Origin of the sequence: Idiomarina rhizosphaerae, assembly GCF_024159085.1 — a bacterium.
Taxonomy (GTDB): domain Bacteria; phylum Pseudomonadota; class Gammaproteobacteria; order Enterobacterales; family Alteromonadaceae; genus Idiomarina; species Idiomarina rhizosphaerae.
On sequence record NZ_JAMZDE010000008.1, the window covers coordinates 228347 to 253098 of the forward strand.

Annotated in this window: 31 protein-coding genes; 17 read left to right on the forward strand and 14 right to left on the reverse strand. The window is 46.7% G+C overall.

Going from position 1 to position 24752, the window contains the following annotated elements:
• Window positions 1–837: an AAA family ATPase gene (locus tag NJR55_RS11390; protein WP_253620049.1), complete on the reverse strand. Its 837-nt coding sequence runs from the start codon at window positions 835–837 to the stop codon at window positions 1–3.
• Between the two features lie 61 nt (window positions 838–898).
• Window positions 899–2833, reverse strand: coding sequence for a PAS domain-containing hybrid sensor histidine kinase/response regulator (locus NJR55_RS11395; protein WP_253620050.1), 1935 nt, complete (start codon window positions 2831–2833; stop codon window positions 899–901).
• Window positions 2834–2934: 101 nt separating this feature from the next.
• On the opposite strand from NJR55_RS11395, the gene NJR55_RS11400 reads away from it, so the two are divergent.
• Entirely contained in the window at window positions 2935–3405 is a 471-nt protein-coding gene (locus tag NJR55_RS11400; protein WP_253620051.1) for an SEL1-like repeat protein, read from the forward strand.
• A gap of 1 nt (window position 3406) precedes the next feature.
• Here NJR55_RS11400 and NJR55_RS11405 read toward each other — a convergent pair whose 3' ends face one another.
• A complete protein-coding gene (locus NJR55_RS11405) occupies window positions 3407–4474 on the reverse strand; it encodes an alpha/beta hydrolase (protein ID WP_253620052.1) in 1068 nt (355 codons plus the stop codon).
• 14 nt (window positions 4475–4488) lie between these two features.
• Window positions 4489–4812 (reverse strand): DUF3392 domain-containing protein, encoded by a 324-nt coding sequence (locus NJR55_RS11410; protein ID WP_253620053.1) that lies wholly within the window; start codon window positions 4810–4812, stop codon window positions 4489–4491.
• A 121-nt stretch (window positions 4813–4933) separates the two neighbouring features.
• On the opposite strand from NJR55_RS11410, the gene xthA reads away from it, so the two are divergent.
• Window positions 4934–5743 carry an exodeoxyribonuclease III gene (gene xthA / locus NJR55_RS11415; protein WP_253620054.1) on the forward strand — a complete coding sequence of 270 codons (810 nt, stop codon included), beginning with the start codon at window positions 4934–4936 and terminating at the stop codon, window positions 5741–5743.
• Window positions 5744–5767: 24 nt separating this feature from the next.
• On the opposite strand, the gene yfbV is transcribed toward xthA, so the two are convergent.
• A complete protein-coding gene (gene yfbV, locus NJR55_RS11420) occupies window positions 5768–6202 on the reverse strand; it encodes a terminus macrodomain insulation protein YfbV (RefSeq protein WP_253620055.1) in 435 nt (144 codons plus the stop codon).
• Between the two features lie 214 nt (window positions 6203–6416).
• On the opposite strand from yfbV, the gene NJR55_RS11425 reads away from it, so the two are divergent.
• Genes NJR55_RS11425 through NJR55_RS13765 form a run of 5 tightly spaced genes read left to right on the forward strand, consistent with a single transcriptional unit; the run spans window position 6417 to window position 9214 of the window.
• Complete coding sequence (locus NJR55_RS11425; RefSeq protein WP_253620056.1) at window positions 6417–6890, forward strand: PTS glucose transporter subunit IIA; 474 nt, start codon at window positions 6417–6419, stop codon at window positions 6888–6890.
• Between the two features lie 20 nt (window positions 6891–6910).
• Window positions 6911–7255 (forward strand): arsenate reductase, encoded by a 345-nt coding sequence (locus NJR55_RS11430; protein WP_253620057.1) that lies wholly within the window; start codon window positions 6911–6913, stop codon window positions 7253–7255.
• On the forward strand, window positions 7252–8382 hold the full coding sequence (gene dapE, locus NJR55_RS11435; RefSeq protein WP_253620058.1) for a succinyl-diaminopimelate desuccinylase: 1131 nt from the start codon (window positions 7252–7254) through the stop codon (window positions 8380–8382). Before NJR55_RS11430 ends, dapE begins: the two co-directional genes overlap by 4 nt.
• Complete coding sequence (locus tag NJR55_RS11440; protein ID WP_253620059.1) at window positions 8376–9080, forward strand: M15 family metallopeptidase; 705 nt, start codon at window positions 8376–8378, stop codon at window positions 9078–9080. The genes dapE and NJR55_RS11440 overlap by 7 nt, the downstream gene beginning before the upstream one ends.
• 38 nt (window positions 9081–9118) lie before the next feature.
• Window positions 9119–9214 carry a hypothetical protein gene (locus NJR55_RS13765; RefSeq protein ID WP_309109148.1) on the forward strand — a complete coding sequence of 32 codons (96 nt, stop codon included), beginning with the start codon at window positions 9119–9121 and terminating at the stop codon, window positions 9212–9214.
• Here NJR55_RS13765 and purC read toward each other — a convergent pair.
• The 3 genes from purC to dapA are packed head-to-tail and all read right to left on the reverse strand — an operon-like array spanning window position 9211 to window position 11926.
• Window positions 9211–9924, reverse strand: a complete 714-nt coding sequence (gene purC / locus NJR55_RS11450; RefSeq protein ID WP_253620060.1) for a phosphoribosylaminoimidazolesuccinocarboxamide synthase — start codon at window positions 9922–9924, stop codon at window positions 9211–9213. The genes NJR55_RS13765 and purC overlap by 4 nt on opposite strands.
• A 23-nt stretch (window positions 9925–9947) precedes the next feature.
• Window positions 9948–11036: an outer membrane protein assembly factor BamC gene (bamC, locus tag NJR55_RS11455; protein WP_253620061.1), complete on the reverse strand. Its 1089-nt coding sequence runs from the start codon at window positions 11034–11036 to the stop codon at window positions 9948–9950.
• Window positions 11036–11926, reverse strand: a complete 891-nt coding sequence (dapA, locus tag NJR55_RS11460) for a 4-hydroxy-tetrahydrodipicolinate synthase (RefSeq protein ID WP_253620062.1) — start codon at window positions 11924–11926, stop codon at window positions 11036–11038. The genes bamC and dapA overlap by 1 nt, the downstream gene beginning before the upstream one ends.
• A gap of 177 nt (window positions 11927–12103) precedes the next feature.
• Between dapA and bcp the strand changes: the two genes are divergently transcribed.
• Window positions 12104–12574: a thioredoxin-dependent thiol peroxidase gene (gene bcp, locus NJR55_RS11465; protein WP_253620063.1), complete on the forward strand. Its 471-nt coding sequence runs from the start codon at window positions 12104–12106 to the stop codon at window positions 12572–12574.
• A 22-nt stretch (window positions 12575–12596) separates the two neighbouring features.
• Here the strand turns inward: bcp and NJR55_RS11470 are convergent, their stop codons facing one another.
• Window positions 12597–13676 carry an AI-2E family transporter gene (locus tag NJR55_RS11470; RefSeq protein ID WP_253620064.1) on the reverse strand — a complete coding sequence of 360 codons (1080 nt, stop codon included), beginning with the start codon at window positions 13674–13676 and terminating at the stop codon, window positions 12597–12599.
• A 145-nt stretch (window positions 13677–13821) separates the two neighbouring features.
• Here NJR55_RS11470 and bepA point away from each other — a divergent pair, with 145 nt between their 5' ends.
• Window positions 13822–15273 (forward strand): beta-barrel assembly-enhancing protease, encoded by a 1452-nt coding sequence (gene bepA / locus NJR55_RS11475; RefSeq protein WP_253620065.1) that lies wholly within the window; start codon window positions 13822–13824, stop codon window positions 15271–15273.
• Here the strand turns inward: bepA and NJR55_RS11480 are convergent.
• Window positions 15265–15714 carry a TlpA disulfide reductase family protein gene (locus tag NJR55_RS11480; RefSeq protein WP_011234710.1) on the reverse strand — a complete coding sequence of 150 codons (450 nt, stop codon included), beginning with the start codon at window positions 15712–15714 and terminating at the stop codon, window positions 15265–15267. The genes bepA and NJR55_RS11480 overlap by 9 nt on opposite strands.
• 70 nt (window positions 15715–15784) lie before the next feature.
• Between NJR55_RS11480 and arsC the strand changes: the two genes are divergently transcribed.
• From arsC to NJR55_RS11495, 3 genes are read left to right on the forward strand one after another with little or no spacing between them, the layout of a single operon-like run.
• Window positions 15785–16132, forward strand: coding sequence for an arsenate reductase (glutaredoxin) (arsC, locus tag NJR55_RS11485; protein ID WP_253620066.1), 348 nt, complete (start codon window positions 15785–15787; stop codon window positions 16130–16132).
• Complete coding sequence (wrbA, locus tag NJR55_RS11490; RefSeq protein WP_253620067.1) at window positions 16132–16689, forward strand: NAD(P)H:quinone oxidoreductase; 558 nt, start codon at window positions 16132–16134, stop codon at window positions 16687–16689. The genes arsC and wrbA overlap by 1 nt, the downstream gene beginning before the upstream one ends.
• 9 nt (window positions 16690–16698) lie before the next feature.
• Window positions 16699–17088 carry a DUF2069 domain-containing protein gene (locus NJR55_RS11495; protein WP_253620068.1) on the forward strand — a complete coding sequence of 130 codons (390 nt, stop codon included), beginning with the start codon at window positions 16699–16701 and terminating at the stop codon, window positions 17086–17088.
• Here the strand turns inward: NJR55_RS11495 and hda are convergent.
• Together hda and NJR55_RS11505 are read right to left on the reverse strand one after the other, a co-directional pair.
• Window positions 17085–17798 (reverse strand): DnaA regulatory inactivator Hda, encoded by a 714-nt coding sequence (hda, locus tag NJR55_RS11500; protein WP_253620069.1) that lies wholly within the window; start codon window positions 17796–17798, stop codon window positions 17085–17087. The two genes, NJR55_RS11495 and hda, sit on opposite strands and share 4 nt — an antisense overlap.
• Complete coding sequence (locus tag NJR55_RS11505) at window positions 17798–18883, reverse strand: DUF2066 domain-containing protein (protein WP_253620070.1); 1086 nt, start codon at window positions 18881–18883, stop codon at window positions 17798–17800. Before NJR55_RS11505 ends, hda begins: the two co-directional genes overlap by 1 nt.
• Before the next feature lie 152 nt (window positions 18884–19035).
• On the opposite strand from NJR55_RS11505, the gene NJR55_RS11510 reads away from it, so the two are divergent.
• Entirely contained in the window at window positions 19036–20322 is a 1287-nt protein-coding gene (locus tag NJR55_RS11510) for an MFS transporter (protein ID WP_253620071.1), read from the forward strand.
• A gap of 4 nt (window positions 20323–20326) precedes the next feature.
• On the opposite strand, the gene pgm is transcribed toward NJR55_RS11510, so the two are convergent.
• Window positions 20327–21964: a phosphoglucomutase (alpha-D-glucose-1,6-bisphosphate-dependent) gene (pgm, locus tag NJR55_RS11515; protein WP_253620072.1), complete on the reverse strand. Its 1638-nt coding sequence runs from the start codon at window positions 21962–21964 to the stop codon at window positions 20327–20329.
• The gene (locus tag NJR55_RS11520; RefSeq protein WP_253620073.1) at window positions 21964–22446 is read right to left on the reverse strand and encodes a replication initiation regulator SeqA; all 483 of its coding nucleotides are present in this window, start codon (window positions 22444–22446) and stop codon (window positions 21964–21966) included. The genes pgm and NJR55_RS11520 overlap by 1 nt, the downstream gene beginning before the upstream one ends.
• Before the next feature lie 106 nt (window positions 22447–22552).
• On the opposite strand from NJR55_RS11520, the gene NJR55_RS11525 reads away from it, so the two are divergent.
• The 4 genes from NJR55_RS11525 (at window position 22553) to fur (ending at window position 24748) form a co-directional block, all read left to right on the forward strand.
• Window positions 22553–23329: an alpha/beta fold hydrolase gene (locus NJR55_RS11525; protein ID WP_253620074.1), complete on the forward strand. Its 777-nt coding sequence runs from the start codon at window positions 22553–22555 to the stop codon at window positions 23327–23329.
• Window positions 23330–23429: 100 nt separating this feature from the next.
• Complete coding sequence (locus tag NJR55_RS11530) at window positions 23430–23645, forward strand: DUF2788 domain-containing protein (RefSeq protein ID WP_011234720.1); 216 nt, start codon at window positions 23430–23432, stop codon at window positions 23643–23645.
• A gap of 77 nt (window positions 23646–23722) precedes the next feature.
• Entirely contained in the window at window positions 23723–24256 is a 534-nt protein-coding gene (gene fldA, locus NJR55_RS11535; protein ID WP_011234721.1) for a flavodoxin FldA, read from the forward strand.
• 45 nt (window positions 24257–24301) lie between these two features.
• Entirely contained in the window at window positions 24302–24748 is a 447-nt protein-coding gene (gene fur / locus NJR55_RS11540) for a ferric iron uptake transcriptional regulator (RefSeq protein WP_253620075.1), read from the forward strand.
• Window positions 24749–24752: the final 4 nt, after the last annotated feature.

Consider the following 24752-nt stretch of genomic DNA (forward strand, 5'->3'; position numbering starts at 1 on the left):
TTAGCGCCGTTGAATGCGAGCGTATTCAGCTAAGCGCTCCACATCTTGTTCGTGCTTGAGTAAAGCGCCTGATAAAGGCAGTAAACCGCCTTGTTCACGGCTTTTGCGCAATTCATTGGCATCAATATCTTCTACTAATAACAAGCGCAACCAATCCAGTAACTCCGATGTCGATGGCTTTTTCTTCAGCCCGGGCACATCTCTCAACTCAAAGAACAACGCTAGCGCGGTATCCAGTAAGTCACGGTGCAAATCAGGAAAATGCACATCGACAATAGCTTTTAATGTGTCACTGTCAGGAAACTGAATGTAGTGAAAAAAGCAGCGGCGTAAAAACGCATCGGGCAAGGCTTTTTCATTGTTCGAGGTAATTAGCACAATGGGACGCTGCTCGGCTTTAATCTGCTCACCGGTTTCATAAACGTGAAACGCCATTTGATCCAGCTCGTGCAATAGGTCATTCGGAAACTCAACATCCGCTTTATCAATTTCATCAATCAGCAGAACGGGACGCTTTTCGGCGGTAAACGCCTGCCACAATTTACCAGGACGAATGTAGTTACTAATATCATGTACTTTTTCACTGCCCAGCTGACTATCCCGTAAACGCGACACGGCATCGTATTCATACAAGCCCTGCTGTGCTTTCGTAGTCGATTTAATTGACCATTGCAGTAACTCGGTATCTAAAGCATTCGCCAGTTCTTCGGCAAGGCGAGTTTTACCCGTACCCGGCTCGCCTTTTAGTAATAACGGCTTTTCTAGTGTTACGGCGGCGTTAACGGCTGTCGCCAGTTCTTGCGACACGACATACTGAGAGCTACTGCTAAAATCCATTCCATACCCCTTACATTAAGCTTAAAACTGAGCCTATGGTACAACAGACACTCTGGCGGTGCTAATCAGTGGGCTTTCTGGATAACAGCATATCAAAGCGCTCCAGCACTCTGGCTATATCGGCTTTGACAAAGGGTTTTGTCACGTAATCGTCCATGCCGGAACGCAACGCCTGGGTTCGTGTCTCGGGGTATGCATCTGCAGTAAGCGCAATCACATAAGGCTGGTGGATGTGCATATCCCGCAGCGTTCTGGTTGCCTCCATACCATCCATATGCGGCATATGAAGATCCATAAACAGCACATCATAATCTCTGGCCTGCATCATCTTTAACGCATTATGAGCATCACTTACCAAATCAACATATTGGTTAAGTGACAACAGCATTTCTTTTATTATCAATTGGTTGATTTTATTATCATCAACGACCAACACCTGTTTTTTCGTGAGCTTAGGCACATCATTCTGCTTTGCTTCGTGCGCGTTTTCAGGCTGAATGCTCATTGGTATGCAAAGCGTGAAGCAGGAGCCCTGTTCAGGTTCACTATCCACCTGAATTGTACCACTTAATAACTGAACCAGGTTACGTACTATGGCAAGCCCAAGTCCGCTACCGCCTCCGGGACGGTTTAACCCATCCTGCTCCTGCTCGAAAAGTTGCCAAATACGCTGAGTATCATAAATACCAACTCCGGTATCCTGTACTTTTACAATAAGGTCGCCTTCGCTCTGCTTTTCGCTATCAGCTTCCCAGTTTGCTTTAATCGTTATAGAGCCTCGCTCGGTAAACTTTAAAGCATTACTGACTAAATTACTGACCACCTGAGCAATACGAGCCCGATCCATTAATGTTTGCTCCGGGATATCGGCAGCAATATCAATAATAAATTCCAGTCCTTTATCTTTTACAGGCTGTTCAAATAGCTGAATGACATGGCTTAACACTTTTGCCGGCGAGTGAACACCTCTTTTGACTTTTAGCTGCCCCTCTTCGGCCTGGGTTAAATCGAGCACATCATTCAAGGTCGTCAACAGATAGTCGCCGCTGTTTTTTATTGTGCCCAGTAATTGCTGTTGATATGGATTAAGGTCAGTTGACTCCAACACCGATGCGATACCCAGTATACCGTGCAGAGGAGTTCGGATTTCGTGTGACATATTCGCCAGAAACACATTTTTTGCATGAGCGGCTTTTAACGCATCTAACTCGGCTTTTTTCTGTTCCGTAACATCGGTAACCGTTCCGGTGTAGCGAATGGCCCGGCCTTCGTTGTCCCGCTCTATAATCTTTCCTCGGTCCAGTACATAAACCCAGTGGCCGTCACGGTGCCTTATGCGGTGAAGACTTTCATAGAAAGGCGTTACTCCGTCCAGGTGATTCTTAATGGCCTGCCATACGTCGTCGTAATCTTCAGGGTGTAATCGGCTCGACCAGCTTTCAATATTCGCTTCCAGCTCGCAGATGTCCCAGCCAAACATATTGGCCCAGCGTTGGTTAAAAATGGTAACGCCGGTTTGCGGGTTCCATTCCCAGGTACCTAAACGGGTCGCATCTAAAATAAGCTGTAACCGGTTACGTTCCATTTCAAGCGCAATTTGCAGCTGCTTGCGCTCAGTAACATCAATTAAATAACCGTAAAGGTGATTCTTTCCATCTTCGTAGCGCAACAGTACCGTGGTGTCAGATACCCAAATGTCATGCCCGCTGGCGTGCCTTACCCGGTAGTCCTCGTGCGATAGCGATGAACCGGACTCGCTGCTGAGAAGCGACTTAACCTCTTCCATTACACGCGGCAAGTCGTCCTGATGGATAAGATCCCGGTACTGAATTTCATGGCTTTCTAAACGTGCTTTTTTATAGCCTAAAAGGTCTTCTATGTTGTCTGAAACAAAACGTACTGGCCACCCCGGAGCATCTTCCCAGATAAACAGACTTAAATGACTTCCCACATTCAGCAGAGCTGCGAGGTTTTCATTGGAAATACGTGTTGGCATCTATTCGGACTCACTTTAAAGGCTTTCTTGCAACCAGTTTGCCGCAGTAGCAACTTGGTGTACACTGGCAAAAACAATAACATAAAAACAACGACATCCGGATGACCCAGGCAAACGTCAATGAATGGCAAACCGCACTACTAACACAAGTTGATCAACTTATAGAGTTGGCGCAAACCCGTTTGCCTGGTCGACAAAAGCCAACGATTCGGGGGCCTGAATATTGGCAACGTTTTGCAAAGCACCATTATGTGCGAGCCGCAGATTTACTTAAAGCCGACCAAGGGTTTGAAGCCGCCAAGCATTTTCGCCGTGCAGCGCTATTTGGCCACAGTAAGGCCATGATGTATTTAGGACAGATGTTTTTGCAAGGCAAGGATTTACCGGAAAGTATCTTTCACGCTTGTTGCTGGCTAACTCTTGCGGATCGCGCCGGTGAAAGCGAAGCTGCTAAGATCATTGATGGTTTTCTACATCAGCTTACGGCAAAACAATTAAACAGCGCCCGACAGCTTGCCGCCGAGCGCTTTGAACAAATTTGTGATGCCAGTTTTGACGTACATGGTTTGTAATTTAAGGTAACCACAACTTTGTTTTTTCTCGTATTTTTCCGGTAGCAACCCAATCCTGAAGCTGATCTGCCATGCGTTTTCCTGCATCCACCGCTTTTTCCCAGTAATCAATACGAGTCGCAGCGTCCAGCTTAGCAAAGTCGGTGCGATCAGGAATTTTCCCGTAAGGCAGTGACTGAATAAAGTCTTCCGACGGAGTAATAAACACTACGCCTGGCCATTTCTTACCGGTGGTTCTGCGCCAACTCAAGCGCTTGTCAAACCAGCCCGGAATGGCTTCGTTATGAAAATGAGGATAAAGCACTAAGCCATTCACGTCAGAAAAATCCAGATCAAAGTGATAGTCGGTAACACCGCCATCACGATAAATACCTTCAGGTGCTCCGGGAATATCAACCACGCCATCCAGTACCAAAGGAATTGAGCCTGTCGCCAGCAACGCCTGCTGGAAGTTGTTTTGGTTTAGTTCTACATGATGTGTCGGTAAGTCGTTCCAGCCTTTAGTAAAGCTTAAATCCGACTGCGGATGATGAAAAATAACACGCTCATAAAACCGACCTAGCCAGCGACGGTTGATGCTGTTAGCAAAAGCAGAACTTAACAATCCCAGCATCTGCTTTTTCGTTTCGGCTGCTGTCCAGCCTCTACAACGCGCAACAATAAAATGATGTCGAACCGCTGACTGCCCCAGTATTTCTGTTACCGCCTGATCAGGAATGTACTTGGCCAGCAAGGCTTTGGCTTCACTGGTTATTTCATCCCTGTCGGGTTTTGCACTGTAGGTTTGTGTTCGGTACAGGCGACAAAATAAGTCGCTAGCAGCAACCGGGTCCTGTTGCCCCAGCGCCGCGAAGCGCCATGCACCTGCAGAGGTCCCCAAAGTATCCAGTGGCTGTTGTTTGTCTTTAAAGAATTCGCCAAACATCCATTTATCAAGGCCCTGAAGCACAAACCACTTAGGACCGCCGGAAGCACCTAATAGCAGACCAATGTCGTCGGCCTTCAATCCTTGCTCCTGAATATGTTGGTAAGCCGACGAGCCTGCTCTTACATTAACCCAATCCGTCATACAACTTCCCTGTTTTACAGTTGTCGTTTTCTTTCTGCGAGAAAACCTAAAAAGAATAATATTCCAATGGTACTGACCGCCAGTAGGTGCAAAGGAATAAGACTTAACCAACCGGCTAAAACAGGCGTAAACCAGACTGTCAGCCAACCATAGCCAAAAGCACAAACCACGATGAAGACCAAAGTCCTGAATACGAAATGCCAGTGCGCCACCTGCCTTTTCACCATGCGGTTCACTTCTGCGCCATAAATAACCAATAGTGTGGCAATGATCGCCATAGCTAATTCGTAAAAGTGAGGGCGGATCATCATGCCCAAATTATTTAACACATTCTGCACGCTAGTACCCCTCTTAAAAGCATCGTCCGAGTATACGAATTTTCTGTTGCTTTCGCATCCCAAGTTTGCGCTTTGCTGTGTTATCCTAAACCGATAAAGAAGCTTATTTACAGGACATTTCATGAAAATCATTTCATTCAATATCAATGGTATACGAGCGCGCCTGCATCAGTTACAGGCGTTAATTGACAAACATCAGCCCGATGTTATCGGCTTGCAGGAAACAAAAGTACACGACGACCAGTTCCCACTGAAAGACGTGGAAGCCATGGGTTATCACGTTATTTATCACGGTCAGAAAGGTCATTACGGCGTGGCCATGCTCAGTAAAAAGCCACTGAAAAACCCGCAATTTGGCTTCCCTACTGACGATGATGAAGCACAGCGCCGCATGATAATGGGTGACTATCCACTGGCAGATGGTGGCCATGTACGTATTTTAAACGGCTATTTCCCGCAGGGCGAAAGCCGTGACCACCCTACGAAATTTCCAGCTAAAGAAAAGTTTTATCAGGACTTAATGAGCTATCTGGATAACGATCTTTCGCCGGAGCAGCCAGTGATTGTTATGGGCGATGTAAATATATCCCGTATCGATTTAGATATTGGTATTGGCGAAAACAACGCCAAACGCTGGCTTAAAACCGGGAAATGCAGCTTCCTTCCGGAAGAACGGGAATGGATACAAAGATTAATGAACTGGGGTTTTACTGACACTTATCGTCAGCTGAATCCGGATGTGGATAACCAGTTCAGCTGGTTTGATTACCGCTCACGTGGCTTTGATGACAACCGCGGTTTACGCATCGATCTTATCCTTGCCACTAAAGCTCTTGCCGAGCAATGCGAAGACAGTGGTATAGACTATGAGCTCAGGGGTATAGAAAAACCTTCAGATCATGCACCCGTCTGGTCTACATTTAAAGACTGATAATCATTTTGCCGTCGGCTGGCCTTAATGCTCTTCCGGCGGCAATGTTTCCAGTGCTTTACGCAAAATAATCGCCAAATCCATGTATTCAGGACCTTTCTCACCCTGTGGCTGACACTCAACGCCCTGCTTTCTTAGTTTGTCCCTCAGCTCTTTATACCAGCTCCGTAACATTGGCTTTAACTGTTGTCTGGAACGCCAGCCAAGCCAGTACAAACCCTGCAAGGGTAAGCTCAACATAATAAGTGACAACATCAGCCCTGGGGCTAACTGCTCCTGCGGCATAAACTGCCAGGTCAGCGCAGCATTGAGTACCGCGATTCCCGGAGTCCAGCTAATGGCTTTGCGAGTTATGGGGATAATTCGCGACTCTGCCATAGCGGCAACAACTGAATGATGAGGCCATTTATCGGCATACCTCTTTCCATCTCTTAAAACCGCAAAAAATGAACGACTCATGGTGACCTCTTAGACAAACCTGCTGTAATTATAAACGATTACCCGGCTATTGTACGATATTCGCACTTTAAATATTATCTTTATTTTTCATTGAGTTACACTGTTACAACCGTGTAGTTCACAAAGATATCCACAGTTAATGTGGATACAGTTGCACCCAGGCTTTAGCTTTGCCACTATACTATCTGAATTAGTCAGTCGCATGGTGTCAGCAGTGACAACAAGTCAGCTTCCTTCTCTTTATGCGCCGGTTACCGGTCGCATCATAGCAGCACAACCTTCGGCCGCAGTATGCCAGCATGGCTTGCTTGGCAAAGGTATTGTCATTGAAATGACCGGCAGCACGCTATACGCCCCCGCTGATGGCTCATTGACCCATATCAGCAGCAGTGGCGATTACTTGTCGTTGCGCTTAAACGACACTTATTCCTTACAATTAGTCATAGGTTCCGGCGATGCGTTCGGGAACCACGCCGCTTTAACTGTGCTTTGTCGCGAACAGACAGAGATTAAGTGTGGTGATCCTCTGGTTAAAATTAACCAGTCGTTACTGCGCAGCTTAAAACCCTCGCAGCAGCGTCTTGCTGTTTTGCTTTGTTCATTGAATTCCGGGCACGACAGCGAATCACCGGAATGGCTAAATCCAGGACTTATTACTGCGAAAGACAGTCCACTTATTACTTATTAACATCGACAGGAGCTGTACCTATGTTGCGCGTTTATGGCATTAAAAACTGCGACACCGTTAAAAAATCACTTAAATGGTTAGATAAAAACGAAGTCGATTACGAATTTATTGATGTTCGCGAGCAGCCACTGCAAAAAGAAACCGTAAACGGCTGGTTACAGAAGCTGCCAGCCGAGTCGCTAGTCAACAAGCGAAGCACCAGTTGGCGTGATCTGTCTGATCAACAAAAGTCTCTTGAAGACTCAAATACCGTAGCCGAATTAATTGTCGAACAACCAACACTGTTTAAACGTCCGTTAGTTGAGTCCGGCCAGGCTGTTCATTGCGGCTTTAATGAGAAACTCTGGAGCGAACGCTACTTATGAGTTCAGAGACATTAAAGCTTGCCCATGAGCTGATTTCCCGCCCGTCCATTACACCGGAAGATGAAGGCTGTCAGCAACTTATTGGTGAACGGCTTGCGGCTCTGGGCTTCAATCTTGAGTCTATGATATTTGAAGACACCACTAACTTGTGGGCACGCCGGGGGCAAGGCCGTAAACTGTTTTGCTTTGCTGGCCATACCGACGTGGTTCCGCCCGGCGACATCAATGACTGGCAGTTCCCACCGTTTGAGCCTACAACACACGAAGGGTATTTATACGGACGCGGAGCCGCTGATATGAAAGGCAGCCTGGCGGCGATGATAACCGCGACTGAGCGATTTATTAAAGACTATCCGAATGTGGATGCCGATATTGGCTTTCTTATAACCAGTGACGAGGAAGGCCCGTTTATTAACGGCACCAAGCGTGTCATTGAAACGCTGCAGGAACGTAACGAAAACATAGACTGGTGTATAGTCGGAGAGCCGTCCAGTACTGACACTCTGGGGGACATTGTTAAAAACGGGCGCAGAGGCAGTTTAACCGGAGACCTGACCGTATTAGGCATACAAGGTCACGTTGCTTACCCCCATTTAGCGAAAAACCCAGTGCATGATCTTGCTCCGGCACTCAGCGAGCTTATTAATGAAGAATGGGACCAAGGCAACGCCAGTTTCCCGCCAACCACCTTTCAGGTATCTAATATTCAGGCGGGAACCGGGGCTGGCAATGTTATACCCGGGCGTATTGATACCCAGTTTAACTTCCGCTTCTCGACAGAACTCACAGCCGAGAAAATTAAGCAGCGAGTTGAGGCTATTCTCGATAAGCACTCGCTAAAATACCACCTACAATGGAAGCTTAACGGCCCCCCCTTTTTAACGGAGTCAGGCGCGTTAGTTGAAGCCGTGCAGGCGGCAATTGAACATGAATGTGGCTTTTCAACTACCCTATCTACGGCGGGTGGCACATCCGATGGACGCTTTATTGCACCAACCGGTGCTCAGGTTATTGAGCTGGGTCCCGTAAATGCAACCATTCATAAAGTAAACGAATGCGTGAAAGCCAGTGATTTGGATAAACTCAGTGATGTTTATTACCGCTGTTTGGAGAAGCTTTTATGTTAAGCAGCACAGAACTGACAGGTGCCTGCGAAACACACTTAACGGCAGTCGATGGGCATAAACTGCACCCTGATGCAGCAGAAGCTTATCTCTCCATGCAAAAAGCAGCTGCTGCTGAGGGTATTAAGTTGGCCATAGCCAGTGGCTTCCGCTCACTGGACCGGCAACTGTCTATCTGGAATAGAAAATGGCGGGGTAAGCTTCCCCTTCGCTCTAAAGAGGGCGAACTACTGGATATATCAAACTTAGACGACGTAGAGAAAATGCACGCCATTTTGCATTGGTCGGCGTTACCGGGCAGTAGCCGTCACCACTGGGGAAGTGACTTCGACATTTACGATCCGCGCCCTTTTCAGGACAGCGAACTGAAATTGCAATTAGTTCCCCGCGAGTACATTGACCAATCCGGTCCTTGTCATGAACTTTGGCAATGGCTAACCCGGAATGCCCATGAAAGTGGCTTTTTCTTTCCTTATGCACGCTATCAGGGCGGTGTTGCACAGGAGCCCTGGCACTTGAGCTACCGCACGGTCTCACAGCCATGCCATAAACAATTAAGCCTTGAGCTGCTGGCAGAAACCATTGACTCATTAGCCATAGAGGGAAAACCCATTATTCTGAATAACCTGGCTCAAATAAAAAATCAGTACATTGATACGATAACGGAGGATGACGGATGGACGACTATTTGGTGTGGCTAATAATATTACTGGTAGTAGGCGTGGTCGTGAGTAATCTCATGGTACTGAAGTATACCGCTAAGTTTAAATGGCCTGGTACGAAATCATCTAAAACTGAAGATGACTCCGACCAGGATACTAAAAATAAAGATTAATCCAGCGTTACGCCAAGGCGCTTAGCAACCTCACGGTAGGCTTCAACAACACCGCCTAAGCCCTGGCGAAAACGATCTTTGTCGAGTTTCTCGCGAGTCTCTGCATCCCAAAGACGGCAGCCATCTGGAGTGAACTCATCACCCAACATAATTTGGCCATCAAACACACCAAACTCAAGCTTGTAATCCACTAAAAGCAGACCCGCATCGGCAAACAACGTTTTTAAAACATCGTTCACTTTAAAGGTGAGCTCTTTCATTTTCTCAATTTGCTCTGCTGTTGCCCAGCCAAAAGCCTGAATATGATATTCGTTGACCATAGGGTCGTGCAGCGCGTCGTTCTTTAAAAAAAACTCGAATGTCGGTGGGTTTAACTCTTTACCTTCTTCAACACCTAGACGACGCACCAGAGAACCAGCTGCCACGTTACGGACAACGCATTCTACCGGTATCATATCCAATTTTTTAACCAAGGACTCGGTATCGCTCAAACGCTCATCTAACTGCGTCGGAATACCCGCTTCTTCCAGCTTCGACATAATAAAATGATTAAACTTATTGTTCACCATGCCTTTATCATCAAGCTGTTCTACCTTTTCGCCGTCGAACGCTGAAGTATCATTACGAAACTCCAGCACCAGGCGGTTAGGATCGTCGGTATGGTAGACCGTCTTTGCTTTTCCCCGATACAGTTCACTGCGTTTTTCCATGAATCTTTCCACTCGCGCTTAAGTTAAAGTTGGCTTTGCTGTTTAACAGCGTTTTTAAAGGCTTCAAATACTTGATTAACCCATTCGTCAGAGACAATTTCGTCACCCTGGTAAACAGTAACCGAGGTATTCTCACCATCTTCCAGTAAACGGAATTCGTACTCGCCTTCGGCAATGCCCAGGTCTTCGTAGTCATCACCACCAATGAACAGGAAGCCGCTGCCGGGTTCGCTGTACTCAACAAAATAGGTTCCTGTTTCGCGGTTTAAATCTTCAACCTCAAAACCAATATTCTGAAGAGCCAAATTAACTAATGGCCATGCTTGCTCAAAATTGTCTTCAACAATGAAAACTGAGTGCCCTTCTGCAGCTTTTGACAAGCGGGTTTCAATACCAGCCGCTTTTTCACGAGCTACAGCCAGTTGTTGTTTCCGGTTAACTTCCGAAATAATCGCATTGAGTAAATCAGCTTCCAAATTACGAACAACCAAAGGAGCAACCTCTTGCTCTTCACCGCCTATCACCTGAGTGAAATCGTTAACATCGACTCGTAGTGCGGTGCTGCGTTGATGTGATTCAGTTTCCTGAGTCAGCTCGTAGTGAAAGGTTCTTTCCAGATCGCTGTCGCTCTCTCCGCCAAATCCGAAAAAGCCGCTGTCGCCCTCAATGGTCTGTTTTACCGTCATTTGCTCAGTAAGCCAACGATTATCACCCACGGCTTCCCATTCAATGTCGCGTCTTTCCAGCACATCAAATGCTGCCTGACGAACAAACTCGGTTACTGAGTCCCCCATGCCATCGACAATATCAAAATAAACTCGAGTTTCGGTCTCAGTTTCTAACACTCGGCTGCCCAGTCCAATAGGACGAACCTGCTGCGGAGCCATGATATTGACTTTATAGCCGACGGGAGCCGATGCAATGTTCGTATCCGGAATTTGATACTGCGTTCCTTTTTCTGGCTTTTCCAGACCATCCGGAATATTCAGTGAGGCAGTAGGTTGAATGTTCACATATTCAAACCCGCCGCTGGCACGTTCTTTCTCTACCGACGAACAACCTGTTACAACTACGGCAGCTACGCCCATCCACGCAAGGCGAGACAATTTCATTACGACTCCTGAATATTCAGTAGGTTTGCTTTCTGTAACACTGACTCAATCAACTGTTGATTACTCTCTTCCGGAGGTGTCAGTGGCAGACGATAATTTGCGCTGACCCAACCCATTAAAGCGAGCGACCATTTGACCGGAATGGGGTTGGATTCAACAAATAACATATTATGCAAAGGCGCCAGCTCAGCATCAATCTGATTCGCACTTTCTTTATCACCAGCAAGTGCCGCCGTTACCAGCTCTTTCATTTTAGCAGGAACAATATTAGCGGTAACACTGATAACACCATGGCCACCCGCAAACATAAATTCGCGTGCAGTAGGGTCATCACCGCTTAATAGGATAAAATCATCGCCACAGCGTTTTTTAAGTTCCTGTACCCTACTCACGTCGCCGGTAGCTTCTTTTATGCCAATAACGTTATCAATTTTTGCCAACTTTTCGACCATGTCAGGTGTCATATCAAGACCGGTACGCCCCGGAACATTATATAGAATTTGGGGTTTATCCGTGGCATCGGCACAGGCCTGATAATGTGCAATTAAGCCTGTTAAGGAAGGTTTATTGTAGTATGGCGTAACATTTAAAAAGCCACTTACACCCGCCTGGGTCATTTTTTCTGTAAGTTGCACAGCTTCGCTGGTCGAGTTTGAACCGTTTCCAGCAATAATATCGATGCGCCCGGCACTAAGCTCGACCATCGCACTAACGACATCAATATGTTCTTCATGCGTTAAGGTTGTTGACTCCCCTGTCGTGCCAACCGCTACAATAGCGTCGGTACCCGCTTCGCAATGTTTGTTAACCAGAAACTCAAGTTCACTGTAATCAACATTGCCATATTTTGTAAAAGGGGTAACTAAAGCGACAATACTGCCCTTAAGCATACATTCTCCAAGTCCTAAATTGGGGCTCCAATGGTAATGCCAGCCCTGACGAAACACAAGTGATAGGAACGTAACTTGCCAAGAAGGTTCCGTAAACTTTTGCCAGTATGGCATTTTCCAAGACGGCATCTGTCCGCTATGATGTTGGCACTGTTAACTAAGTTCCAGGAGAATGCAATGCAGACATTACAACAGGGCGATAAAGCGCCTGACTTTACTTTACCGGATGCGAACGAGAACTCAGTGACCTTATCGGAGTTATTAAAAGAGAACCGGGTACTGGTTTACTTTTATCCGAAAGCTATGACACCGGGCTGCACTGTGCAGGCACAAAACTTACGCGACAGCCGTAAGCAACTTGAAGAATTTAATGTTGTCTCTGTTGGTATAAGCCCTGATGCGCCTAAGCGCTTAGCTAAATTTACTGACAGAGATGAGCTGAACTTTACCTTGTTAAGCGACGAAGACCATAAAGTGGCTGAAGATTTTGGCGTATGGGGTCTGAAAAAGTTTATGGGTAAAGAATACGACGGTATTCACCGTATTAGCTTTTTAGTAGAGCAGGACAGAACCGTGTCAAAGGTGTTCGATAAATTCAAAACCAAAGAACACCACGACGTGGTATTAGAGCACCTTAAGCAAGCCTAAGCTCTATAGAGCAAACACCGCACTAAAGCGGTGTTTGCTCTTCTGCCTTTTCCCCGGTGCCACTGTCCCATGCAGTCAGTACAGCCTTGACCAGACTGGCCAGCGGAATAGCAAAGAACACACCCCAGAAGCCCCAAATACCGCCAAAAATTAATACCGCGCCAATAATGTAAACTGGGTTTAGACTTATTGCCTCTGAAAACAATAGCGGCACCAGTAAGTTACCATCCAGAGCCTGAATAACCAGATAAGCAACGGTTACCCAAACGAATGCCGCCGTTGGCCCAAACTGGAATAAAGCCACCAACACCACCGGAATGGTTGCAACCGCAGCGCCAACATATGGTATTAAAACCGACAAACCAACCATAATGGACAGTAATGCCGAATAGCGCAGCCCAAATAAACTAAAGGTGACAAAGGTGACTATCGCAACAACCACTACCTCAATCGCTTTGCCTCGAATGTAGTTCATAATTTGCAGATTCATCTCCTGCCCTACCTGCGAAATTAACTGGCGGTTTGAGGGCAGTAGACGGCTAAAGTGAGCTATTAATACATCGCGGTCTTTTAGCATGAAAAAGATTAAAAGCGGCACGATAATGAGATAAACCAACATCGCCATAACGTTCACAATGGAAGTTAAAGAAACAGCTAAAAGACTCTCCCCTAAACTCACTGCTCGCCTTTTTACTTCCTGGGTAAACTCGGTAATTTGGCTGTCATCAACAATAGTCGGAAACATTTCAGGTAGTTTATGCAACCAAATTTGCAGGTTCGTGACCATATCCGGCATTTCCTGAATCAAAGTCGTACTTTGTTGCCAAATAACGGGAACCAGAGTCAGCAAAGTAACAATCATTAGTGCCAGGAATAACGAAAAAGTAATAATGGTGGCAGTTAAACGAGATAAACCAAGCTCCATCAGTCTCATTACCGGCCAGTCCAGCAAATAGGCCAGAGAAATAGCAATTAACAACGGTGCAATTAAGCTACCGAAAAACACAATGACTAATACCACAACAACCAGTAACAAAAACAAAGTCACTGCATTAGGGTCAGAAAATTTCCGTTGATACCACTGTTGAATGTATTCCCACATAGCTACTATCTCCTAACCTTCGTTGAGATGATAATATCAGTCCTTGCAATCTTTCCATAACCCCATAGAGTAAAAAGGAACTAAAGATAAGAATTTTGCTCTTAAGAGAAGATTAAATCCGTTTCATTTGGCCTATGAGTAGTTGATGTCCACCAAAATAATACACACTTTCATCGCTTGTTTACTGACTTTTGCAATCAGCTTTAGTGCTGCCAGCAACGCTATGCAGGATAATCAACGTTTACCTGAAATTGGAACTACCGGCGCGGCTTTCATGAGTATTGAACGCGAACGTGTTGTAGGTGACTTTTACATGCGTCAGGTACGCTCACAAGCGCCCATTGTTCACGATCCGGTATTAGACAGCTATTTAAATAGCATTGGCCAGCGGCTAGTCAGAAATACCAGCGGCGTGCGCTATCCTTTCAACTTTTTTTGGATTAACAACAAGGAAATAAATGCCTTTGCCTTCATGGGAGGCTACGTAGGTGTGCATACGGGCTTAATTGACGAAGCAAGAACCGAGTCGGAACTCGCTGCAGTGCTTGGACACGAGGTTGCGCACATTACTCAACGCCATATGGTTCGTCGAATGCAGGAACAACAGCGCAGTATGCCCATGACCATCGCTGGTATCATTGGCTCTATTTTAATCGGCATGGCCAACCCAGAAGCCGGTGCTGCAGGCCTTTACGCCACAATGGGCATGGCTGGTCAGTCGCAAATTAATTACACTAGGCTTTATGAAATGGAAGCCGACCGTATCGGCCTCTCTACGTTGTTAGCGGCTGGTTTTGATCCCCGTGGCGCGCCCGATTTCTTTGGCCGATTGGCAGAAAAATACCGTTATGTGAGCAAGCCCCCGGAAATGCTCATGACTCACCCATTGCCTGAGTCCCGCATAGCAGACACTCGTGCTCGCGCTGAAAATATGCAGCGGGTAGATGTTCCTCCAAGCCTCGACTTTGCCCTGGCTAAAACCAGAGTTCAGGCTCGCTATATTGGCAACACCACGAATAGTGACTTTGAATCTATGCGCTCCAGTAGCAATTCAATTAACCAACAAGCCGGGCAATATGGTTTAGCCATACGCGCGTTAGATAGTGGCAACATTGATTTAGCTTATAAACTCATGCAGCCACTACTAGAGCGCTATCCTAATGACCCGTTCTATATTGATGTCCAGACCGACATTCTGCTGGCACAAAAAGATTACGAGACGGTTCTAAGCTGGCTACGAGGCAAGTACATTCAGCAACCAACCGAGCCTGTTATTACTCTTAACTTTGCTAACGCGGCACTTCAGGCAGAAGACACCGAGTTAGCTGAAAAGCTTCTGCGCGATTTTTTACTAAAACAACCGGACCACCCGCTGGCGCTTGACCTTCTCACTCAAGTGTACGAGCGCAGTGGTAAGCGAGCAGCTATGTACGAAACCCGAGCCGAAGCACTGGCGTTAAGAGGAAACTTTCGGCTGGCCATTGACCAGTTGCACACTGCACATAACCATACAGATAGCGATCTGACGCATAAACGTCTGAATGCACGTATTGATCAAATGCGCAGCTTAGAGCAGCAAATAAAGTCGTTAATGTGAGTTAACCGCATTTTCCAGCGATTCTAAGTCCTGCTCTCCCATTAAAGGCCCTTTAACACTGCCGTCCGGCTTTATTACGTAGGTAGCCGGTAACATCTGCGGACGCTGAAAAGGAAACTTTGGCGCAGGCTCCATCAACGCCAACTGAAACTCTATTCCATGACGCTGTTTCAGCTCAGCCAGTTCAGCGTTAGACATTGGATCGAAACTGACACCGACTAACTCAACATCTTTTGCTTTGTGCTGGTTAAATTCGTTTAACTCGGGTAACTCTCTTAAACAAGGAGCGCACCACTCAGCAAAGTAGTTTACCACCACCGTTTTTTCACCAAGGTCGCCCCAGCGAAACTCATTGTCGGCATCGGTAACTACATCCGGCTCTTGCGAACAAGCTGTTATCAGCACAGCAGCTGCCGCGCACACTAGCGTTCTCAGTTTCATTCCTTACCTCAATTACGTTACTATTAACTTATACTTACCTAATAATCAGATACTACAAGGTACGATACTTATGAGCCAAGTAACAATTTATCATAACCCGCGTTGCTCAAAATCAAGGCAAACTCTTGAATTACTCAAGCAAAATGGCATTGAGCCGGAAGTTGTTGAATACCTTAAAACACCGCCTAATGCTGCAGAATTAAAAGATATACTGGAAAAGTTAGGGCTTTCTGCCGATCAGCTAATGCGCAAAAAAGAAGACGCATATAAAGAACTTGGTCTGGCCGGTATCAATAACGAAGATGAATTGATTACCGCAATGGTCAATAACCCTAAGCTTATTGAGCGCCCTATTGTTATTCGGGGTAATAAAGCGGCCATTGGCCGCCCTCCTGAAGCTGTACTGGATATTTTATAATGACCCGCGTCGTTATTCTTTATTACAGCCGTAACGGGGCTACTCAGCAGCTTGCTGACGCGATAGCCGAAGGCGTTACGGCGGCTGGAGGCGAAGCTGTTTTACGCAGCACCGGGCACGGCAGCGATGCGGTAAGTGACCGCGATCTGGAAATTGAAAACGCTGACCTTGAAAGCTGCGATGCTCTTATTCTGGGCAGTCCGACTCGATTTGGGCATATGGCCTCAAGCCTGCAAAAATTCTGGGAAGGCACCTCGCGCGAATGGTTGCAGGCTACGTTAACTGACAAACCCGGTGCGGTGTTCACTTCGTCCAGCTCTTTGCATGGGGGGCAGGAATCCACTCTGCTGACTCTGGCTTTACCGCTGTTGCACCATGGTATGATGCTGGTTGGCATTCCTTATTCTGAACCGGCCCTGCATCAGACTCAATCGGGCGGTTCACCTTATGGCGCCAGCCATCATGAGCACAGCAATAAGTTAACTGACCATGAAAAGCAATGCGCTATCGCTTTAGGTAAACGAGTTACGCAAACCGCTTCTAAGCTCTCATCATAGGAATTATCAATGCCGACATCTCCACACTTTTACCGCTGGTTAACACAAGTTTGTTACTGGCCACTGCTCATTTTAGTTGCACTGTGGCACGGTATGCCAACCGATGCGCCGGGCACATTGCCAGCTTATATTGCTTTGTTCCTCTGGGTGCTGCCGTTATTGTTTCCTCTGCATGGGCTGGTTAAAGGCAAACCTTATACCCACGCATGGACTAACTTTGTTTTGATGTTTTATTTTCTGCATGGCTTAACGGTGGTCTACACCCACCCGGACGAGCGTTTGTGGTCAATACTGGAGCTGATATTTACAACCGGCGCATTTATCGGTGCAACAGGTTATGCCCGCTATCAGGGAAGAGCTCAGGGGTTAGGACTGAAAAAACTGAAAGACTACGACTAAATTTCGAGAACCTGCTTAACAAAAGGAATTGTTAAGCGGCGTTGGTAAGTAATAGAGGCTTTATCAAGCTCGTTTAACGCTTTCATTAAATCCCGCATGGAACGACCCAGCCGTTGAGTCATAAAAGCCGCAACATCGTTCGGCAACTCCAGTCCACGCCATTGCGCCCGCAAAATTAACGCATTAATTTTTTCTTCGTCGTTCAGCGGCTGAACCTGAAAGCCCGTTGCCCACTGGAAACGCGATTGTAAATCCGGTAACAGCACTTTAGTTTGAGCAGCCGACTGTTTAGCCGTCATGACCAAACGTGTCGACTCATTATCGGTTACGCGATTAATAAGCGAGAACAACTCAAAACTCCAATTCTGTTCCAGCGTCACCGTATCAATATCATCCAGACAAATAAGATCAGCTTGATCAATTCCCTGCAGAACGGCCGATGCATCGGCTTTAGCCAGCTCACGCAAAGGTAAATACGCAATGCGGTATTGCGACCCGGCCGAGGCTATGACGCTGTGCATTAGGTGACTTTTACCTACCCCACTCGCTCCCGACAGCCATGTCAGTTGCTGGCTTCTCCTTAGCGGAGGCTCAGTTGTAGGCAAACTCTCTAACCAACTTAATAATGTTAAGTTGTCGCCCGCAAGAAAGGTAGAAAATATCTCGTCATCCGGCAACTGTACGGCTAACGGTAGTTGCTGTGGTGACATCAGCGGTTCTCATTCCAACGGTAAACCGGTGTTTCGGCCTGCTGCGGCGCAACAAAGGGGCCCACTTCCTGTGAAACCAGACGCCCATCCAGATTAATAGCCTGCAGTATCTGATCGACCGGGCCGTTAACCACAATCTCGAATTCGCTCATAGCTTGCGAGTATTCAAGTAAACGAACTTCACTAACAGAGACAATGCTATCTAAAAATGCTTCCAACTCTAAAACACGGCTTAAGCTACTTAACTTTTCAACTTTAATCATTAACGTATTACGAACATTTTCATCGCCTGCGGTAACACTGTACTGCTTAGCCAACTGCGCCATTAGCTGCTCGACCAGAGGCTCGGCAAGCCAGTCGGGACTGGTTGCTGTAACTTCACCGGAAAAGCGGTCATCTCCCACTTCAACAAACCAGTTTAAACTCCAGGGCTTTTCCTCGTTATCCTGACGAATTATACGACCAATCAATAAACCGTCTGTGCCGTAGCGCTCTGTAGTGGTTCTTACCGGGTCTAAAAAGCGCCCCCAGACATCGGTTGCGTTTATGGTGAAACTGTCGGTCAAATCCATCAGAGGCAGCTGAATTGGAATACTGTATTGCTGCGCAAAGAACCTGAGTTGCTGGGTGAATACCGATTCGCTATTACTGTCGATGATTACGCGCTGACCGTTGCTGTTTTCCTTCGCTATCCACAGCATCAGTTGCGGTCGACGGCTGCCCCAGTAGGGTAGCTGTTGCTCAGCTAGCAGTGCGCGCAACTTGCGGCCGTCAAATGTCGCCGTTAAAGTTCGCTGTCCTTCATTTTCGCTGTAACCGTATTGAACCAGGTAATTGTTCACATCACTCTTTGCCCGCTGTATAGCGTCATGCCCAGTCAACTCGGCTTGCCCCGTTAATTTTGTGATAACACGGTCAAACGCTTTCTCTATTGCCTGTTGCCGGTGAGAAGAACTCTGCGAAGCCACTTGCACTTCTGCTGAATACAAATTTTCAATCAACCGCGCTTCGGCATCCGTAACCATAAAAAGGCTAAACAGAAAAAATAAACTGGCAGCGAAGTAATGAATCTGCGACTTTGACATGTCATTATCCAAATAAGACTTTGAGAGCATATTAAACAGCCAGGTAGCGAACAGCAAGTAACAACTTGTGGATAAGCTTGTGGGAATCTTCACTAGGAAAATAAAGCCACTAACGGTAGTATTGCGACAAACGGACGAAGGGTGACAAAGGCATGCTAAAACAACAACTTCGCGGTATCAGCTCACTGCTCGGCAGTATCAGTTTAATTGGGGTCTGTGTTGGCATGACCAGTACCCTTTTAAGTTTGCGCGCTACCATTGAAGGTTTTGGTACCCTGGTTACCGGCTTTATCATGTCAGCCTATTTTATCGGCTATTTATTTGGCTCGACCCGCGCACCAAAAGATATTCGCCGGGTAGGCTATATTCGTTCATTCGGCGGCCTTGCCGCACTGGCCGCATTTAGTATTCTGATGCAGGCCATCTGGGTCGATCCGGTGGTCTGGTTCGTCATGCGTTTTATAACCGGTTTCGCTATTTCTGGTATTTTCGTCATTGTTGAAAGCTGGCTTAATACCATGGCAGATAACCGTAGCCGCGGCACCCTGCTGTCAGTTTATCTGGTCATTATTTATAGCGGGCTTATTGTCGGGCAGCTTATTCTCGGTGTTGCCGACCCGGCCGGTTTCGTTGCTTTCGCTATTGTTGCTCTGCTCATTAACTTAGCGCTTATTCCCATTCTGGTCAGCGTTACGGCTGAGCCTACAACGCACGAAAACAGAAAAGTCCCCATTTCACTGCTGCTGAAAACCGTTCCACTGGGCGTTATTAATGCTTTTATAATGCAGGCCTGCTACGCCATGTTTTACGGTATAGGGCCTATGTATGCTTCCTACATCGGCCTTAGTGTGGTGCAAATTACCTTTTTCATGGCAGCCTTTATTGCCGGTGGCTTAGTGTCGCAGGCACCCTTTGGTTTGTTATCAGACCGAATAGACCGTCGTTTTGTCATTGCCATTTGCGCCGCTGGGGGAACACTGACCGCTGCTGCTCTGTCGCAGCTCGATGCATCAAACGCCATTTTCATTTACTTAAATGTGGGGCTTTTAGGCGCCTTCATACTGCCCTTGTACTCTCTGGGTATGGCACACACCAACGACTATCTGGAACGTGACCAAATGGTGGGAGCAACCGGTGCCATCATTAAAATTGGGGGAGCAGGCTCTATTATTGGTGCGCCTGCGGTAGCCGCGTTAATGCAGTTTGGTGCCATTAATTACTTCTTTTTACTCTTAGCCGCGCTTACCTCCTGTGTTGGCTTTTATTCTCTGTACCGCATTACACGTCGGGCAAAAGCAGAAGACCAGCTGCACAGCAACTTTGCCATACTGGCACCGTCACAAACTTCTGATGAACTTTTAACGTCAATGGCTGAGGAAGCCCCGGAAACGGAAGAAGAAGACGACGAGGAAATGGAATCCAACGCCGTCCTTCGTTAAAGGCTTAGTCTGACAGCAGGTCATTAACCCAGGTGGTGGCCTGCTCCAGAATGTCATCCAGATGTTGCTCGCTGACAAAGCTTTCTGCATAAATTTTATAAACGGGTTCTGTGCCTGAAGGTCTGGCAGCAAACCATCCGTTCTCGGTAGTCACTTTTATCCCACCAAACTGAGCGTCATTCCCTGCCGCTTTGGTAGAAATGTCAGACACACTGTCGCCCGCCAGTTCAGGCAATTTTACTTTATAGGCTCGAATGTCTTTAAAGCGCCCATTCTTTTGTGCACTGGAAGCCGTATCAACCCGACGATAATAAGCCGTACCATGTTGCTGGCATAAGTCATCGTAATACTGTCCGGGGTTTTTACCGGTTTTCGCCAGTATTTCAGCTGCCAGCAGTGCCATGACAATGCCGTCTTTATCGGTCGTCCAGGTATTGCCTTTACGGTCAAGTAAAGTAGCACCGGCACTTTCTTCACCGGCAAACGCAATTGAACGCTCGAACAGTCCTTTAGCAAACCATTTAAACCCCACCGGTACTTCCATCAGAGGTCGCTCGTTTGCGCCCACCACTCGGTCGATCATGGCACTGGACACTAAAGTTTTTCCAATAGCAATACTGTTATCCCAGTCGCGGTTCTTACATAAGTAGTCTATTGCAACAGACAAATAATGATTCGGATTCAGCAAGCCGTGTGTCGGAGTCACTATGCCATGACGGTCGTAGTCCGGGTCGTTACCAAAAGCCAAATCGTAGTTGTCTTTTAGCTCAAGTAAGCTGGCCATGGCAAAAGGCGACGAACAATCCATTCGAATTTTGCCGTCTTTATCCAGTGGCATAAACGAGAATGTCGGGTCAACCACGGCATTGCGAACTTCAATCGACAAGTTATAGTGCTCTGCAATTTGCGTCCAGTACTTAGCACCGGAGCCACCCATAGCATCAACGGCCAATGTCAGTTTCGCATTCTGAATAGCCGACATATCAATACAGTCGTCCAGCTGGCTAATATACTGCGTGCGCCAGTCAACAAAGGTTAGTTTCGGGTGCTGTAATACGTCTTCGCTCTCGCAGGTATTCACCCCGACAAGCCCTGATGACAGCAGCGCGTTTGCGTATTTTTCTATGGTTCGGGTCACGTCAGAGTCTGCCGGACCACCATGTGACGGGTTGTATTTAAAACCGCCATCTTCTGGTGGGTTATGCGAGGGTGTAATCACCACGCCATCGGCTTTAGCTTTATTCTCACGATTCCACTCAATAATTGCGCGGCTTAATACCGGCGTTGGCGTATAGTCATGCTCAGCCTGTACCTGAACCTCTATGCCGTTGCCAATAAAGACATCTAGTGCACTAATGTAAGCGGACTCAGACAGCGCATGAGTGTCTTTAGCTACCATAATAGGTCCGGTAATGCCCTGCTCTTCGCGATAAGCGCAAATAGCCTGTGCAATAGCCAGAATATGCGCTTCATTAAAGGAACGCTTCAATGAACTGCCGCGATGGCCCGACGTACCAAAGCTGACTTTTTCAGCCGCTTTGCGTGGGTCCGGCTCATAAACATAATACGCACTAGTCAGTTGCGCTATATTGGTCAAGTCGCTGGCCTGCGCCAACTGGCCTGCTCGCTCGTGATCCGCCATTATAAAAAGTCCCTAATTTTTTCTGCATCAGCCGATTGATAACCCAGTTTTTCTGCTACCTGAGTCAGCATGGCTTTTTTCTTAGTCGTATTGGTATTGGTAATTACCCAAAATGGGGAGTCCGGTATCTGCTTCGGATTGGTGCTGTTACCCGATGTCAGTAAAGCTTCTTCTGAGCGGGCAAAATATTGACGATCGCGGCCGCGAATATCCAGCACTTGCGAAAACTCGCTCGGGTGGCAGCGGTACAACATGCTTAAAATATACAGAAAGCGCGCTACTACGCTTTTCTGAATACGCACATCCTGCTCGTTTAAACGGTTAAAAACCGACTCAGTTTGTTCACTCTTAGCGTCTACTGCAGATTCCGTACTATTCACATCAAGCAAGCGACGCAGAATATCCGATGCGCTCTCGCCTATTTGCCTGGTGTGGCTTGCAATGTACGTGTATAAGTCATCGTCAATGTCAATCCGCTTCATTGTTGACTTTCTACCTCTAAAAATTGAAAGGTTGCGCTTTGTCACTTGCAACACCCCGACAAAGCCTTGAAAATATAGACCAAAGTTTATCACTAAAGGCAGTTCGATGGCAGACTCTTCATTGTTGAATCACGAAACATTAGGTACGGATACCGATCCGGCTATCATCATTATTCACGGCCTGTTTGGCGATAAAGACAACTTAAAAAGTCTTGCCCGTGAACTGTCAGAAGACTATTACTGCATTTTGCCCGACGCCCGTAATCATGGTGAGTCGTTTCACAGTGACAACATGACTTACCCGGACATGGCAGAGGACATTATCAAACTGGCTGACTCGCTGAACCTGAAACAGTTTTATTTAGTCGGTCATTCTATGGGTGGCAAAATAGCAATGGAAACTTGCATAAAAGCCCCTGAACGGATTAAAGCGGCAATATTTGCTGATATTTCACCCGCCGCTTACGACGGTACCCACGACAGCATATTAGACGCTCTTTCTAACCTAGACATAGACCAGGTAAAAAGCCGCGGCGACGCCGACAAACAATTAGCTGAGACAATTTCAGAAAAAGGTGTACGCCAGTTTCTGCTGAAAAACCTGAAAAAAACTGACGACGGTTACCAGTGGCGGCTTAACCTAAAAGCGCTAAGAGAAAACTACCAGCAAATTTCAGCGGCCGTCAGCAAAGGCCAGTACGAAGGCCCGGTACTTTTTATAAAAGGAGGTAGCTCAAACTACCTCACAGAAAAGCATCAACAAGACGTGGCGTCGCGATTTAGCAATGCCTCGGTAAAAGTTATTGAAGGTGCAGGTCACTGGCTACATGCCGAGAAACCCAGAATATTTAACCGCCTGGTCATTGAGTTTATAGCGCAGTAATCTCGCCACCAGCCATGCTTTATGGTAATCTAAGCGCCGTAAAAAACAGTCAAGACCGCATTAAGCATTCTTAGGTTAAGTACCAGCGAGGTTAAGCAGTATGTTAGCTGAGTATTACGAACAAATTGAAGTTCTGGCCACCAATTTTACGCTGGGCATACTATTCTTACTAATAGGCTTAGCCATTCGGGACGTGTTAAAACGTTCTGCAGTACCCAAATTTGGTCAGGTTATTGTCTGGATGGTGCTCTTTCTTGGCTGTTTTGGTTTTATCGCTAAAGGTATTATTCAGGTGCTCTGGGAGTCCGGAGTTTAACCCAATTGATAATTTACGCCGCTGAATGGCAATCCGTTCAGTACTGTTTATTAGTATAATCAGGTGAAAATTGACTTATGGCAACTGTTGGAATTTTCTTTGGAAGCGACACCGGTAACACCGAAGCCGTCGCACAGATGATTCAGAAAGAGCTTGGTAAAAAGCTCGTTGATGTAAAAGACATCGCCAAATCCAGTAAAGAAGATATTGCCAATTACGACTTACTATTGTTCGGTATTCCGACGTGGTATTACGGCGAAGCTCAGTGCGATTGGGATGACTTTTTCCCCGAACTGGAAGAAATCGATTTTACGGACAAGCTCATTGCCATTTTTGGCTGTGGCGATCAGGAAGATTACGCTGAATACTTTCTTGATGCCATGGGCATGGTTCGTGACATTGTTGAAGCCCGTGGTGGCATTATTGTCGGGCACTGGCCTACCGAGAGCTACAATTTTGAAGCCTCTAAAGGCATGGCCGACGACACACATTTTGTCGGTCTGGGCATAGATGAAGACCGTCAGCCAGAGTTAACCAAAGAACGCGTTAGCAAATGGTGCCAGCAAGTTTATGAAGAAATGTGTCTGGCAGAACTGGCAAGTGACAGCTAATACAGGGTATGCTGTTATACATGTTTAACTGAGATACTAATTATTATGGCGAGTAACGACGAACAGCTGAAAAAAGCAGGACTAAAAGTCACTTCCCCACGGATGAAGATTCTGGAGATTTTGAAAAAACCAGATAACCAACACATCAGTGCCGAAGATGTCTATAAAATTCTGCTGGAACAAAAAGATGAAATTGGCCTGGCTACCGTTTACCGGGTACTAAACCAGTTTGATGACGCTGGTATTATTACTCGCCACCATTTTGAAGGTGGGCGTTCGGTATTTGAGTTGAGTGCGAAGCACCACCACGATCATCTGGTGTGTTTAACCTGTGGCCACGTCTTTGAATTTGAAGATGACGTAATAGAAGAGCGTCAGGAAAAAGTAGCCGCAGAAAATAAAATTAAACTGACTAACCACAGCCTGTACCTTTACGGTGAATGTCAGCGCGGCGAAAGCTGCGAATACAAAGCTGCCGCTGAGGCAGAGTAATAAT